14 protein-coding genes are annotated in these 14,016 nt (G+C 46.4%); 10 read left to right on the forward strand and 4 right to left on the reverse strand.

Annotation, left to right across the window (positions count from 1 at the left end; translation table 11 throughout):
- Positions 1-8 precede the first annotated feature (8 nt).
- The 4 genes from aceE to ampD form a co-directional block, all read right to left on the reverse strand.
- Positions 9-2,675, reverse strand: coding sequence for a pyruvate dehydrogenase (acetyl-transferring), homodimeric type (gene aceE, locus RHEIN_RS14245; protein WP_008899678.1), 2,667 nt, complete (start codon positions 2,673-2,675; stop codon positions 9-11).
- Positions 2,676-2,743: 68 nt separating this feature from the next.
- Positions 2,744-3,505, reverse strand: a complete 762-nt coding sequence (gene pdhR, locus RHEIN_RS14250; RefSeq protein WP_008899679.1) for a pyruvate dehydrogenase complex transcriptional repressor PdhR — start codon at positions 3,503-3,505, stop codon at positions 2,744-2,746.
- Between the two features lie 520 nt (positions 3,506-4,025).
- Positions 4,026-4,916, reverse strand: a complete 891-nt coding sequence (ampE, locus tag RHEIN_RS14255) for a beta-lactamase regulator AmpE (protein ID WP_008899680.1) — start codon at positions 4,914-4,916, stop codon at positions 4,026-4,028.
- On the reverse strand, positions 4,917-5,492 hold the full coding sequence (gene ampD, locus RHEIN_RS14260) for a 1,6-anhydro-N-acetylmuramyl-L-alanine amidase AmpD (protein ID WP_237704372.1): 576 nt from the start codon (positions 5,490-5,492) through the stop codon (positions 4,917-4,919). It abuts the gene before it with no gap.
- Between the two features lie 56 nt (positions 5,493-5,548).
- Here ampD and RHEIN_RS14265 point away from each other — a divergent pair, with 56 nt between their 5' ends.
- From RHEIN_RS14265 to yacG, 10 genes are all read left to right on the forward strand, one after another.
- Entirely contained in the window at positions 5,549-6,067 is a 519-nt protein-coding gene (locus RHEIN_RS14265; protein ID WP_008899682.1) for a retropepsin-like aspartic protease family protein, read from the forward strand.
- A gap of 48 nt (positions 6,068-6,115) precedes the next feature.
- Complete coding sequence (gene nadC, locus RHEIN_RS14270; RefSeq protein WP_008899683.1) at positions 6,116-6,985, forward strand: carboxylating nicotinate-nucleotide diphosphorylase; 870 nt, start codon at positions 6,116-6,118, stop codon at positions 6,983-6,985.
- A 116-nt stretch (positions 6,986-7,101) separates the two neighbouring features.
- On the forward strand, positions 7,102-7,764 hold the full coding sequence (locus RHEIN_RS14275) for a DUF1294 domain-containing protein (protein ID WP_008899684.1): 663 nt from the start codon (positions 7,102-7,104) through the stop codon (positions 7,762-7,764).
- Positions 7,765-7,958: 194 nt separating this feature from the next.
- Positions 7,959-8,333, forward strand: coding sequence for a pilin (locus RHEIN_RS14280; protein ID WP_008899685.1), 375 nt, complete (start codon positions 7,959-7,961; stop codon positions 8,331-8,333).
- 97 nt (positions 8,334-8,430) lie between these two features.
- The gene (gene pilB / locus RHEIN_RS14285) at positions 8,431-10,152 is read left to right on the forward strand and encodes a type IV-A pilus assembly ATPase PilB (RefSeq protein ID WP_008899686.1); all 1,722 of its coding nucleotides are present in this window, start codon (positions 8,431-8,433) and stop codon (positions 10,150-10,152) included.
- A gap of 4 nt (positions 10,153-10,156) precedes the next feature.
- Positions 10,157-11,377 (forward strand): type II secretion system F family protein, encoded by a 1,221-nt coding sequence (locus RHEIN_RS14290; RefSeq protein WP_008899687.1) that lies wholly within the window; start codon positions 10,157-10,159, stop codon positions 11,375-11,377.
- Positions 11,377-12,258 (forward strand): prepilin peptidase, encoded by an 882-nt coding sequence (locus RHEIN_RS14295; RefSeq protein WP_008899688.1) that lies wholly within the window; start codon positions 11,377-11,379, stop codon positions 12,256-12,258. Before RHEIN_RS14290 ends, RHEIN_RS14295 begins: the two co-directional genes overlap by 1 nt.
- Positions 12,259-12,274: 16 nt before the next feature.
- Complete coding sequence (gene coaE / locus RHEIN_RS14300; RefSeq protein WP_008899689.1) at positions 12,275-12,898, forward strand: dephospho-CoA kinase; 624 nt, start codon at positions 12,275-12,277, stop codon at positions 12,896-12,898.
- Positions 12,899-12,936: 38 nt separating this feature from the next.
- Positions 12,937-13,683, forward strand: coding sequence for a cell division protein ZapD (gene zapD, locus RHEIN_RS14305; protein ID WP_008899690.1), 747 nt, complete (start codon positions 12,937-12,939; stop codon positions 13,681-13,683).
- Between the two features lie 105 nt (positions 13,684-13,788).
- On the forward strand, positions 13,789-14,016 hold a 228-nt coding region (gene yacG / locus RHEIN_RS14310), incomplete at its 3' end, for a DNA gyrase inhibitor YacG (protein ID WP_008899691.1).

The following is a 14,016-nucleotide window of genomic DNA, read 5'->3' on the forward strand; positions in this document are numbered from 1 at the left end:
AAATCCTCTTATGCGTACAGTGGGTTAGTTTTATTGGTGTCGATACCAAAGCGGGCAATGGCATCTGCCACTAACTGCTTATCGATTTCACCGCGTTTAGCCAGTTCACGTAAGGACGCCAGTACAACATAACCGGCGTTCACTTCAAAGTGACGACGCAGGTTTTCACGGCTGTCAGAACGGCCAAAACCATCTGTACCCAAGACTTTATAAGATACCGAAGGCATAAATGAACGCACCTGATCGGCATAGTTTTTAATGTAGTCAGTGGCAGCAATAGCTGGAGCTGTGCCTAACACCTGAGCAATATAAGGCACTTTCTCTTCAGCCATAGGATGCAGCATGTTGAAACGCTCACAATCCTGACCGTCACGCGCCAGCTCGTTAAATGAAGTTACAGAATAAACGTCTGAACCCACGCCGTAGTCTTCACTTAAAATTTCAGCTGCTTTACGCACTTCGTTCATGATAGTGCCGCTGCCTAATAGCTGAACTTTAGCTTTTTCACCGACATGGCTTTCCAGTTTATAAATACCACGACGAATACCTTCTTCAGCTCCTGCTGGCATAGCTGGGTGATGGTAGTTTTCGTTCATCACTGTAATGTAGTAATAAATGTTTTCCTGTTCAGCACCGTACATACGACGGATACCGTCCTGAATAATCACTGCCAGCTCGTAAGAGTAAGTCGGGTCATAAGAAATACAGTTAGGTACTGTGCCCGCCAGAATATGGCTGTGACCATCTTCGTGTTGTAAGCCTTCACCGTTTAAGGTAGTACGGCCAGCTGTAGCCCCTAACAGGAAACCACGGGCTTGCTGATCGCCAGCCAACCAGGCCATATCACCAACACGTTGGAAACCAAACATGGAGTAGTAAATGTAGAAAGGGATCATCGGCAGATCGTTGGTGCTGTAGGAGGTAGCAGCTGCTACCCATGACGCCATAGCGCCCAGCTCGTTGATACCTTCCTGCAATACCTGACCTGAAGTTTCTTCTTTGTAGTAAGACACTACAGCACGATCTTCCGGCGTGTACGTCTGGCCACGAGGGTTATAAATACCAATCTGACGGAATAAACCTTCCATACCAAAGGTACGGGCTTCATCAGCAATAATAGGTACTATTTGCTTACCGATGTTCTGATCTTTTAACAGCACGTTCAGCGCACGCACAAAAGCCATAGTGGTCGAAATTTCACGTTTTTGCTCTTCCAGTAAAGGCTCAAATACGTTCAGTTCTGGCAGCGTTAAAGCCTGAGTGAAGTTTGGCAAACGCACAGGCGTGTAACCATTTAACGCAGTACGACGGGCATGCAGGTACTGATGCTCAGGTGAGCCTTCAGGCAACTGAATGTAAGGCAGGCTCTGTACTTCATCTTCGCTAATGTAATCTTGCAGATTCAAACGCTTACGAATTTGCAGTACATGGGTCATGTCCATCTTTTTGACCTGGTGCGCAATGTTTTTGCCTTCAGCCGCTTCACCCATGCCATACCCTTTAATGGTTTTGGCCAGGATCACAGTTGGGCGACCTTTAGTTTCCTGAGCTGCTTTAAAGGCGGCGTACAACTTGGATGGTTCATGACCACCGCGTTTTAGCGCGAAGATTTCTTCGTCTGTCATATCAGCCACTAAAGCTGCAGTTTCAGGGTAACGTCCGAAGAAATGCTGACGTACATAAGCGCCATCTTTGGCTTTGTAAGTCTGGTAGTCACCGTCTACAGTTTCATTCATCAGCTGCAGTAACTTGCCTGTGGTGTCTTTGGCCAACAGCTTGTCCCAGCCACTGCCCCATACCACTTTAATCACGTTCCAGCCGGCGCCACGGAATAAACCTTCCAGTTCCTGGATGATTTTACCGTTGCCCATCACAGGACCATCTAAACGTTGCAGGTTACAGTTCACCAGGAAACACAGGTTATCCAGCTTTTCACGGGCAGCAAAAGATAAAGAACCACGGCTTTCCGGCTCATCCATCTCGCCGTCACCTAAGAAGGCATAAACACGTTGCTGGCTGGTGTCTTTCATGCCACGACCATCTAAATACTTCAGGAAACGCGCCTGATAGATAGAAGTGATAGGGCCTAAGCCCATAGAAACAGTAGGGAACTGCCAGAATTCAGGCATTAATTTAGGGTGTGGGTAAGAGGATAAACCTTCACCACCCACTTCCTGACGGAAGTTGTCCAACTGATCAGCTGTTAAACGACCTTCGACAAAAGCACGGGCGTAGATACCCGGAGAAATATGGCCCTGGTAATAGACCAAATCGCCGCCATCTTTTTCATTAGGAGCACGGAAGAAGTGGTTAAAACAAGTTTCGTAAAACGCAGCAGAAGACTGGTAAGAGGCCATGTGACCGCCTAAATCCAGCTCTTTTTTCGAAGCGCGCAGAACGATCATAATAGCGTTCCAGCGGATCACGGAACGGATACGTTTTTCCAGATTTACATCACCCGGATACGCAGGTTCCTGCTGTGGCGGAATGGTATTGATGTAATTGGTGGTGATGCCTGTTGGCATATCCACGCCGTCCAGACGAGCCTGCTCCAGCACTTGTTCTAACAGGAACTGAGCGCGCTCTACACCTTCGGTGCGAACTACAGATTCAAGAGCCTCTAACCATTCTTTGGTTTCGAGCGCGTCGATGTCAGTCTTATTGACTTCAGACATATCAAAGTTTCCTTAATCAGTTCCACGCCAGAGAGCGGAACATTAACAGTTAAAAAGTATGCTTACGCTCATTCGCTCTGTTGTGAACGTCTGAGCGAGCGTTCAATGCGTGAGCGCTCCCGGTCAGCTTCCAGCAATGCCTCTTCGATAAAGGCTAAATGGCTGTTGCTGGCTTGCCGGGCTTGCTCCGGCTCGCCATTGATCACCGCTTGCATCAGACAATGCCTGTGCGAATTCAGCTGGCTCACTATGCCTTCTTTTTCCTGCAAAACTTCAAGGTTTAACTTGATGTTTTGCTCTACCAGTGGCGTTAAGCCGCGCACCAAATGCAAAAGCACCACATTATGCGATGCCTCTGCAACCGCCGAATAAAACTGGCCAACTGACCGCGCTTCAGCGTCTAAATCCTGTTGCTGCTGAGCAGCACAAATTTCTTCATACCGTTGTTTAATTAAATCGTAGTCTGCTTGTGTGCCACGAAGTGCAGCGTAATACGCACAAATACCTTCCAGGGCATGACGAAACTCCAGTAAATCAAATTGCGACTCCGGGTGACGACCAATCAGAGCAAACAACGGATCTGTCAGCCCAACCGCCAGATTTTCGCAGACATAAGTGCCACCGCCCTGACGGCGATTGACCAAACCTTTGGCTTCGAGTTTCTGAATAGCTTCACGCAAGGATGGACGGGAGACATCAAACTGCAGCGCAAGTTCACGTTCAGGCGGTAACTTTTGTCCAGGCGTAAAGGTGCCTTCCAGCAACATATGTTCAAGTTGCTGGACTATTTGATCAGACAATTTGGCAGGTTTGATTCTCAGACTGGACATTGCCACCTTGATGTTAAGTCTCTGGTTATTGTTTGGCTATTTTAAGCTGACCACTTGTAAATTGGTCTTACCAATTCAATTTAATGCGGCATAACTTAGCAGAAAGGAGTCAAACTGTAAATTAAACTGCGGAATTATGCGACCAAAGCGGGTAAATAATTAGAGTAAAAGCTCAGAAAAATAGGAAAAAAAATACGGCAAGAAAATTGGTCAGACCATTAATGTTGAAGACATACCGTCCTTCCATGGACATCGTCGCAACAAGAGCCCGGCCTCCGCCAGACGCGAAGGCGTGATACCGGCGAAATGCCAAACTGTTGGCATTTCGAAAGACCGCTATCACCCTACAGTTGCGACATACCGTCCTTCCATGGACATCGTCGCAACACTGTTCCCTACAGTTGCGACATACCGTCCTTCCATGGACATCGTCGCAACACTGTTCCCTACAGTTGCGACATACCGTCCTTCCATGGACATAAAAAAAGCAGCCGAAGCTGCTTTCTTTTATTTGTTCTGCTTAACCCAGCCAGCCTGACAAAGTCAGCACTGCAATTAAAGCAAGGAAAAACAGCACATTACGTTTAGCCAGTTGCACCATACAGGCAGTTTCTTCAGCACAGTTATAGGCATCATCTGGCAAAGGTTCCGCCGCTTTAGCGACACTGGTAATCACAGTAGTAGATGGCGTACTGAAGTCACCCAAAAATGCCAGCAGCGCAGCGGAAGCGCGGGAGAAATGCCCAACCAAAGCTAAACCTACCCCAAATAAACGGGCTGGTACCCAGTCGGCCCAGAACATAACCTGCTGGAATGCAGCAGGAATATCGGGGGGTGTTTCAACAAATTCGGCTGTTTCTGCATCTTCAGTTTCTGCCAGTTTCACTGGTTTATCCCAGCTGCCAGGCTCGTTCAGTTGGCGCAATAAAGCGTAAGTAATAGCGCCTGCCCCACCTAAAAGTGCGAACCAGAACAATACGGCGGCATAATAACGAAAGTTCAGCCAGACCAGACGTTGACCATAACTCAGCTCAGGGTCTGTTAAACCGGCATCGCTGCTTAATTGCTGCATAGTTAAAAAAGCGGCTTCGTTATCTGCTCTTTCGCTGGCATTTAAATACTGTTTGTATAGTTGGCGGTAGTGCCAGCAGCCAATACACACCAGCAGCACAAGAGTGTTCAGCACTAAAGTCACCAGGCTACTGCCAATTAACCACAGCAGCAGGGCATACAGGATGCCGGGTAAGACTAACCAAAGGTACTGACCTTTGCTGTCATCTGACAGTTTAGACAAGCCTGAACTCTGACTTAGAGACAGGTACTTTTTGGCATAAAACGAAAACTGCCAGGCCTCACTGCGAACCGCCAGCCGTTCAATAATTAAGGCGATAAGCATACTGATCAAGGTCATTTATCCATTCTCCTTTAACGCAGATTGATAACGGTTCCAGTCAAACGACGGGCCAGGATCGGTTTTCCGACCCGGTGCAATCTGCTGATGTCCCACAATACGATCCAGGCTAATAGCAGGAAAGTCTTGCATCAGTTGTCTGGTTAATAGCACCAGACTTTGGTACTGCGCATCGGTATAAGGCTGATGCTCAGTGCCTTCTAATTCTATTCCTATCGAAAAATCGTTACAGTTTTGTCGTCCGGCAAATTCAGATATCCCAGCGTGCCAGGCTCTGTAGTGAAAAGGCACATACTGTCGGATTAAGCCGTTCCTGAAAATAACACAATGAGCGGATACCTGCACTCCTGTTAAATCAGTAAAACTCTGATCGGCGCTGGTGTCCAACACACCCATAAACAAATCGTCAATGTAACTGTTACCAAACTGACCTGCAGGTAAGCTGATGCAATGGATCACCAACAAGCTGATCTCACTTTCTTGTGGTCGCCTGTTCCAATGCGGACTGGCTCGCTGTTCAAGTTCAAGCGGAACTTGCAGTTGATTTAACGCCACAGTGTCAATCCCGTTTTGCAAAAACGCTTCATGCTCGGTTAAGCTGGAGCCTTTATTGTCAACCCTGAGACTTTGGAATGCAAGCACCTGACAATACAACTAAATTAGGTCGGTTATTTAGCTGGATCAGTTGGCTGCTGTTGCTTGCCCTGCTGTATTGGTTTTTTGAAGATCAGATTTCGTTACAAATAAATCCGAATCAGCAGCTGCAAAGTCAGATTGGCAGCAGTGGTGAAAAAGTCACCATATTAAAGCGCAACAAAGCAGGCCATTACGTCGGTACAGCTTTGTTTAATGGTGTACCTATGGAATTTATGCTCGATACAGGCGCTACAGTTGTCGCAGTGTCAGAACAGGCCGCACTCAAATTAGGCATGCCCAGAGGCCAGCGTTATCAGGTAAGCACGGCGAATGGGCCTGCTGCTGCGTACGACAGCAGACTGAATAGCCTGCAACTGGGTGATATTGTACTGACAGAAATACGCGCCAGTATTACCCCTGGCTTGCATGGCAACGATATTTTGTTAGGCATGAGTGCATTAAAACAATTAGAATTCAGCCAACAACAGGACGAGCTGAAGCTAATCCAACGCTAACTTTTAATGGGCCACAGCGCCTGTTATTTATCGGAATTATAAATACAGATGATTAACGTCCCTTACCTTATTGATTTACAACGGGATATTGAACTGACTGTTCGTCAGGCTCTGGCTGAGGATTTAGGCCATTTACCACTGGAGCAAGGCGATATTACCGCTTCCCTGATCCCTGCAACCCAACAAGCCAAAGCTACTATTATCAGCCGCGAAGACTGTGTGTTTTGTGGCAGCGCCTGGCTGACAGAAGTATTCCGTCAGTTATCCAACGAGGTGCAGGTAGAATGGTTTGTCGCTGATGGTGACCAGGTAGCAGCCAACTCCATGTTATGTGAGCTGACTGGCCCTGCCCGCATTTTATTAACAGGCGAGCGTACCGCCTTAAACTTTATCCAGAGCTTAAGCGGCACAGCCACCACCACAGCTCAGTATGTTGCCTTGCTTGAAGGCAGCCCCACCCGCTTACTCGATACCCGTAAAACCTTGCCTGGTATGCGCTTAGCGCAAAAGTACGCCGTAGCTTGTGGCGGCGGAAAAAACCACCGTCTGGGTTTATATGATGCGTTTCTAATTAAAGAAAATCATATTGCAGCGGCGGGCTCTATCGACAATGCCGTCAGCATTGCACGGCAAAACTTCCCGGGAAAACCTGTTGAAGTAGAAGTGGAAGACTTAATTGAATTTGAGCAAGCCCTCAAAGCGGGTGCTGACATTGTGATGCTCGACAACTTCCATATTGCTGATATACAGCAAGCCGTCAGTATGAATAAAGGCCAGGCCAAACTGGAAGTGTCAGGTAATATTACTGCTGAAGCTTTACGTTCTTTAAGCAGCACTGGCGTGGATTATATATCCAGCGGTGCTTTAACAAAAAATCTGCAGGCCATTGATTTATCTATGCGTTTACGCAGTATCTGATCCACTGCCTGGGGGTTACGCTTTCTGGCCTGCCCCCTGCCATTCGTCGCAGCAAACAGCAAAGTAACAAAAGGCTGATACACTTTAATCAGTGTTCCCGCAAAGTTGTGATCCTTATGAATCCTGGTCAATTATTGCAAGGCACTGTCTGTTACTGGCGTGATGACAAAGGTTTTGGTTTTATTGCCACAGACTCTGGTGAACGGCTGTTTTTCCATATCCGTGATTTTGAAACAGCCCCCCAACACAGGCCACAACAAGGCGATCTGCTCCGCTTTCAACTGGGGCTGGATAAACACCATCGTCCTTGTGCTCTGGCTTTGCAGCTGGCGACAGCCAATACTATCTTGCCCACCCCACCTACAAAAACCATCAGTCCTAAAGGGCCTGTGATGCATCAGATCCAGCATCAGGCCTGGTGTTTCCGCTATTTGTTTTTTGTGTTGTTACTCTTGTCTTTATTGGCCGGTTCTTTTGCTTTTACCGTGCCACTGTTTTATCTCGAAGCCAGTTTGTTTACCTATTGGCTTTATCAAATCGATAAAAAACTGGCGAGCAGCGGACAGCAAAGCCGTTTGCCTGAAGAAAGTTTACAGATGTTTAGTTTAATTGGTGGCTGGCCCGGTGCCTGGCTGGCGCAAAAACGTTTGCACCATAAAGTACATAAAGCGCCTTTTCAGCGAGAATTTCGTTTTGTTATTTATGGCAATAGTTGTTTTTTACTTTGGCTATTATCTGAATCAGGCACAGAGTTTTTACACAAAGTAGCACTGTTCTGAACAATACAGCTTTATAGCTGCAGTAAGGTAAAAACAAACTGTCTTTAAAAATCAGCTATTTAACCAATATTTCACTTTTTATATCTGCTCTGTTTGCAACTGAAATTAAACATCAGAGCAAAGCTTGCTTAATGACAAATATTAACCAGAATTAAGTAGCCCCAACAGTGGGCAAACCAATCAGGAGAAGTTCCATGAAACGTAATCAAGGTTTTACCCTTATTGAATTAATGATAGTTGTTGCGATCATCGGTATATTAGCGGCCATCGCTTTACCTGCTTATCAGGATTACACGGCCAAAGCCCGTGGCTCGAATGCAGTGGCTTCATTAGGTGGTCAAAAAATTAAAGTCGCTGAAGCTTATGCCACTGGCGGAGCTTTGGGCTGTACTGACTCTTCAGGTACAGCAATACCAAACTGCACTGGATTAGGCGTTTTGGCTCTGACTTATGATGGTATCACCGCCACTATGACCCCAACAGCACCAGCGCAAACGGGACAGAATATTACCTGGGCTTGCGCCTTGTCTGGTTCTGGCGCCGTTCCAATTAAAGGTTGTGGTATTTAATTTTTAAGTTTTTTACATCATAAACGGCCCGTTCAGGGCCGTTTTTCTCAGAATAAAGCAAGACCAGAGAGGCCAAGATCCACCACCGGGAATCTGTATGGCATTAAACCCAAACTCGATATTATTAAAACGTTTGCAGCAAGCTAATTTAGTTGATCCCCAGCAGTGCACTAAATTGCTGCAGGAAAAAAGTCATCAATATCAGACCATTGCTGATTTGCTGATCGGCGAAAAACTGATCCAGTCTAAACTACTGGCGGAAGCTGCTGCTTCTTTTACCCTGCACAGCTCACTGGACTTAGATTTTTTTGATATCAATGCCATTCCGGAACTATTACGTAACGAAAAGCTTATTCGTAAGCACCATATTCTGCCCCTGAGCAAAAGACACAAAACCTTATTTCTGGCCGTAGTCGACCCTACTGATATGACGTCAGTGGAAGACTTTGAATTTAATACTGGCCTGAATGCCGAAATGATAGTGGTCGAGTTCGACAAGCTGCATAAAGCCATCGACAAGTTATTTGATACCACAGCCACTGACAGTTTTACCGACACCCAATGGGATTTAGCCAAAATGGGGCTGGCTGGTGGTGAAGAAGAAGACACCAAAACCGTGGGCTCGGACAGCGAAGATCAGCCCATTATTTCTTTTATCAACAAAATGCTGCACGACGCTATTCGAAAAGGTGCTTCCGATCTGCATTTTGAACCTTATGAAAAAAGCTACCGTATCCGCTTTCGTATCGACGGCATTTTGCATGAAGTGGCATCACCCCCTGTGGCTTTATCTACGCGTTTATCGGCCCGCTTAAAAGTGATGTCGCGTCTGGATATAGCGGAAAAACGTGTGCCTCAGGATGGCCGGATAAAACTTAAACTGTCACAGAAAAAGTCCATCGACTTTCGGGTCAGCACTTTACCTACTTTGTGGGGCGAAAAAGTAGTAATGCGGATCCTCGACTCCGACAGTGCCATGCTGGGTATTGATATTTTGGGGTATGAAGCTGAACAAAAGCAGCTGTATCTGGATGCCTTGTCTCAGCCACAAGGCATGATTTTAGTCACAGGCCCCACAGGTTCAGGTAAAACCGTATCCCTGTATACAGGCTTGAATATTCTCAATACCGAAGAAACTAATATTTCCACAGCTGAAGATCCGGTCGAAATTAACTTGCCCGGCATCAATCAGGTGCAGGTGAATCCCAGAGCAGGACTGACCTTTCCTTCAGCGCTAAAGGCTTTTTTACGTCAGGACCCTGATGTGATTATGGTCGGCGAAATCCGTGATTTAGAAACGGCCGAAATCGCTATTAAAGCAGCCCAAACAGGCCATTTGGTGCTCAGCACTTTACACACCAATTCTGCACCTGAAACCTTAACCCGTTTACTGAATATGGGGGTGCCCGCTTACAACGTCGCCAGTTCAGTCACGCTTATTATTGCCCAGCGACTTGCCCGGCGCCTATGTAATCATTGTAAAGCCCTTGAACAAATCCCAGAGCAGGAAGGGTTAAAACAAGGGTTCTCAGCCATCCAGATCAGCAACCTAAAGCTATTTAAACCTGTGGGTTGTGACCATTGCACCGGCGGATACAAAGGTCGTTTGGGTATTTATGAAGTGATGCCTATTACAGGTCAAATTGCCGCTAAAATTATGGCAGGCGCTAATTCGCTGGACATTGCTGCCCAGGCTCAAATTGAGGGGTTTCCAAACTTACGCCAGTCAGCTCTAAAAAAGGCAGCAGCAGGGCTCACCAGCCTGGCTGAAGTGAATCGGGTGACTAACGCCACAGATCACAGTGCAAACAAGGATTAGAATTATGGCCGAAGTAAAAGTAAAGCAGCTCGATATCTTCTTGTGGAAAGGCATTAACAGAAGAGGCAAAACAAGCAATGGTGAAATCAGAGCTGGCTCTGTGGCTGAAGCCAAAGCTTTGTTACGTCAGCAAGGTTTTACTCCTTCGTCAGTAAAGAAAAAAAGCAAACCCCTGTCTTTTACTCAGCCCAGTATCAAGTCCTCTGATATTTCAGTGGTCACACGGCAAATCGCCACTATGTTAGGTGCAGGTGTACCTTTAGTACAAAGCATTGACCTGATTGCCAGCGGTGCCAGCAATGAAACTTTGCGCCAGTTGATGGCAAAAATTTCCGTTAAAGTACAAGGGGGTACGCCTTTATCTGAAGTGCTGCGTGAACACAAAGATCATTTTGATGAGCTGTACTGCGATTTAGTCAAATCCGGCGAACAGTCAGGTGCTTTGGACAGAATTTTTGACCGCATCGCCATTTACAAAGAAAAAGCCGAAGCACTGAAATCCAAGATTAAAAAAGCCATGTTTTATCCTATAGCCGTTATTGTAGTAGCTGGCATAGTAACTTCTATTTTATTAATTTTTGTCGTGCCCCAATTTGCGGAAATCTTTGGCAGTATGGGCGCTGAATTACCTGCTTTTACTTTGTTTGTATTAGGTATTTCGGAGTTTATGCAAAGTTACTGGTACATAGTGCTGGGCGCTATAGTGGGTGCAGTTTTTACCTTTTCCAAATCCTACAAAACCAGCCAGAGTTTTAAAGTAGCGGCCGACCATGCCATTTTAAAGATGCCTATTATGGGCATGATTTTAAACAAAGCAGCTGTGGCACGGTACGCCCGCACTTTATCCACCACTTTTGCTGCAGGCGTACCTTTGATTGAAGCTTTGGAATCCGCCGCTGGCGCTGCGGGCAACGAGAAATACAGGGCGGCTATTTTGTCGGTTAGGGAAGAAGTAGCGGCTGGTAATCAGATGCATCTGGCAATGAAAAATACCGGCTGCTTTCCTGAGATGGTGAATCAAATGGTATCGATAGGCGAAGAGTCAGGCGCCTTGGACAGTATGTTGGCGAAAGTGGCTTCAATTTATGAGCAGGAAGTAGACGATGCAGTCGATGGTTTAACTGCCTTGCTTGAACCCTTGATTATGGCTGTGTTAGGTGTCTTAATAGGCGGACTTATTATCGCGATGTATCTTCCGATCTTCCAACTGGGCAGTATTGTGTAATGGATTTTTTTTCTCCTTTGGTGCAGGTGTTTGAACAATCAGCTGTGACCTTTTATGTAGTTGTAGTGTTGTTTAGTCTGGCTGTAGGCAGTTTTCTGAATGTGGTGATTTATCGTTTACCAAAAATGATGGAACTGGCCTGGCAACAGGACTACCAACAATATTTCAATCAAAACCCTGAGCAAACACCAACACGGTTTAATCTGGCTTTGCCTCATTCACACTGCCCGAAATGCCAGCATCAGCTGTCCGCTTTGGACAATATCCCGCTGTTGAGCTGGCTGGTACTCAAAGCCAAATGCCGTTACTGCAAAGCCCCTATCAGCGCCCGTTATCCGGCGATTGAAGCTTTCACAGGCCTGTTGTCTTTGCTGGTTGCTATGCATTTTGGTGTGACAGAACAAACACTGATTTATTTACTGGTGACCTGGTTGCTGATCGCCTTGTCTTTTATCGACATCGACAAAATGCTGTTGCCGGATCAACTTACTCAGCCCCTTCTGTGGTTTGCTTTATTGCTCAGCGTCACAGGATTTACCGTATCCCCTACAGACTCGCTGATTGGTGCTGCTGCCGGCTACTTAAGTTTATGGTCTGTGTTCTGGTTATTTAAGCTGGTCACGGGTAAAGAAGGCATGGGTTATGGCGATTTTAAACTGCTGGCCATTTTTGGTGCCCTGCTTGGCTGGCAATTATTGCCACTGATTATTTTGTTGTCCTCTGTAGTAGGTGCTGTTTTGGGCTCATTGATGCTGCTTATCCAGGGCAAAGGCAAAGCTACCCCAATTCCTTTTGGGCCATATATAGCAGCTGCAGGCTGGATAGCTATTTTATGGGGTAAAGATATAACGGCCTGGTATCTTGGCACCATGGGCCTGTAAAGAATGGGTCTTTAACATGTCTGGATATATAGTAGGCCTGACCGGCGGCATAGGCAGCGGTAAAACCACAGTTGCCACTCTGTTTCATGAGCTGGGTGTACAAAGCGTAGATGCCGATTTAGTGGCACGCGATGTGGTGATGCCGGGAGAGGCAGCTCTGGTTGCTATCACTGAGCACTTTGGTCAGAGCATACTGCAAAAGGACGGTCAATTGGATCGCGCTGCGCTCAGAGCACGGATTTTTGCCGATGAAACAGAAAAGCAGTGGCTTAATCAGTTATTGCATCCTCTGATCCGCCAGCGTTTGCTACAGCAGTTAGCAGACTGTACATCAGGTTATGCCTTGCTCATTGCCCCCTTACTGCTGGAAAACAAACTACAAACTTATACCGACAGAATACTGGTAGTGGATGTTCCCCCAGAACTGCAACTTAGCCGCACTATCCAAAGGGATGGGGTACCTGCAGAACAAGTACAAAACATCCTGAACAGTCAGCTCTCACGGCCTGAACGTTTGCAGGGTGCAGATGATGTGCTGCTCAATACAGTGCCACTTTCACAACTTCAAGCCCAAATACAGCAGCTGCACCAGCGTTATCAGCAGTTTGCCAAGGAAAAACTAGCAAAAAGCTCTACTTAGGTTTATGGTAATGAACATTGTTAACAAATGTTTCAGTCATGACTTCAATCATCTACGAACATCCGCTGAACGAAAAAGTACGCACCTATTTACGGGTTGAGTACTTGTTTCAGCAAGTCACCAAGCTGCTGCCGCTGGAAACAGAATGGCAACAGCAAGGCTTTTTTAGCTCGTTATTTTCGTTGATTGAAGTATTAGAACGTAATGATGTACGGCCTGATTTGATCAAAGATGTAGAGCGCTGTGAATCAGCTCTGGTGAACTGGTCCCGCCACCCTGCCATTTCAGATGAGATGTTACAAAGCATGCTGCAAAAGGCAGTGCGGTTACAAAGTGATTTGTTACGCTGCGGAAAATTTGCCAGCAGTTTAAAAGAAGATAAATTCCTCGCCCCGTTGCGCCAGCGTTTTTTTATTCCAGGTGGCACCTGCTATTTTGATTTACCTCAGTTGCAGTATTGGTTCTCTCAGCCTTTAGCTCAGCGCAAAAAGGTGGCCCAGGAGTGGCTTGATCAACTCTCTCTGGTTGAAACTGCCATCTCTTATGTGCTGACCTTCATCCGGGAACGTGGACAATTTAAAGAACTTATTGCTGAAAACGGTTTTTTCCAGAGCAATACCGAACAGTTCGAATTACTGCGTATCGACTACTCTATGGAATACCAAAGTTACCCTACCATCAGCGGTAACAGATACCGCTATGCCATACGCTTCATGCAGCTCTGCAACAGTGTAGGACGCACCACTATGGATAAAGCTATTCCTTTTAAATTGGCTTGTTGTTAGATTGTATTAACTGCGTGACGGGCGTGGATAAACCCCGCCCCTACCTGAAATCCACAGTCTGCGTTACACTAGCGCACTTTTGAAGATGCTGTTGGAGTATGCCTTATGGCCACTATCGTTAAATGCCCGACCTGCCAGAAAGAAGTTATCTGGGGTCCTGGATCTGCTTTCCGGCCTTTTTGTTCTGACCGTTGTCGTTTAATAGATTTAGGCGCATGGGCCAATGAAGAACATAAAATACCGGATAAAGGCCGTGCCGATCAGCCGCTGTCTGAGCAGCAATTAGAACAGTTAGAAAATGAGTTACTAGAACAGGACAATGAATTCTTTAAA

This window comes from Rheinheimera sp. A13L, assembly GCF_000217935.1.
Lineage (GTDB): Bacteria > Pseudomonadota > Gammaproteobacteria > Enterobacterales > Alteromonadaceae > Pararheinheimera.

Coding starts and splice junctions, on each gene's coding strand:
- aceE (WP_008899678.1), bottom strand. CDS start 2,675: ATGTCTGAAGTCAATAAGACTGACATCGACGCGCTCGAAACCAAAGAA.
- pdhR (WP_008899679.1), bottom strand. CDS start 3,505: ATGTCCAGTCTGAGAATCAAACCTGCCAAATTGTCTGATCAAATAGTC.
- ampE (WP_008899680.1), bottom strand. CDS start 4,916: ATGACCTTGATCAGTATGCTTATCGCCTTAATTATTGAACGGCTGGCG.
- RHEIN_RS14265 (WP_008899682.1), top strand. CDS start 5,549: ATGCAAGCACCTGACAATACAACTAAATTAGGTCGGTTATTTAGCTGG.
- nadC (WP_008899683.1), top strand. CDS start 6,116: ATGATTAACGTCCCTTACCTTATTGATTTACAACGGGATATTGAACTG.
- RHEIN_RS14275 (WP_008899684.1), top strand. CDS start 7,102: ATGAATCCTGGTCAATTATTGCAAGGCACTGTCTGTTACTGGCGTGAT.
- RHEIN_RS14280 (WP_008899685.1), top strand. CDS start 7,959: ATGAAACGTAATCAAGGTTTTACCCTTATTGAATTAATGATAGTTGTT.
- pilB (WP_008899686.1), top strand. CDS start 8,431: ATGGCATTAAACCCAAACTCGATATTATTAAAACGTTTGCAGCAAGCT.
- RHEIN_RS14290 (WP_008899687.1), top strand. CDS start 10,157: ATGGCCGAAGTAAAAGTAAAGCAGCTCGATATCTTCTTGTGGAAAGGC.
- RHEIN_RS14295 (WP_008899688.1), top strand. CDS start 11,377: ATGGATTTTTTTTCTCCTTTGGTGCAGGTGTTTGAACAATCAGCTGTG.
- coaE (WP_008899689.1), top strand. CDS start 12,275: ATGTCTGGATATATAGTAGGCCTGACCGGCGGCATAGGCAGCGGTAAA.
- zapD (WP_008899690.1), top strand. CDS start 12,937: ATGACTTCAATCATCTACGAACATCCGCTGAACGAAAAAGTACGCACC.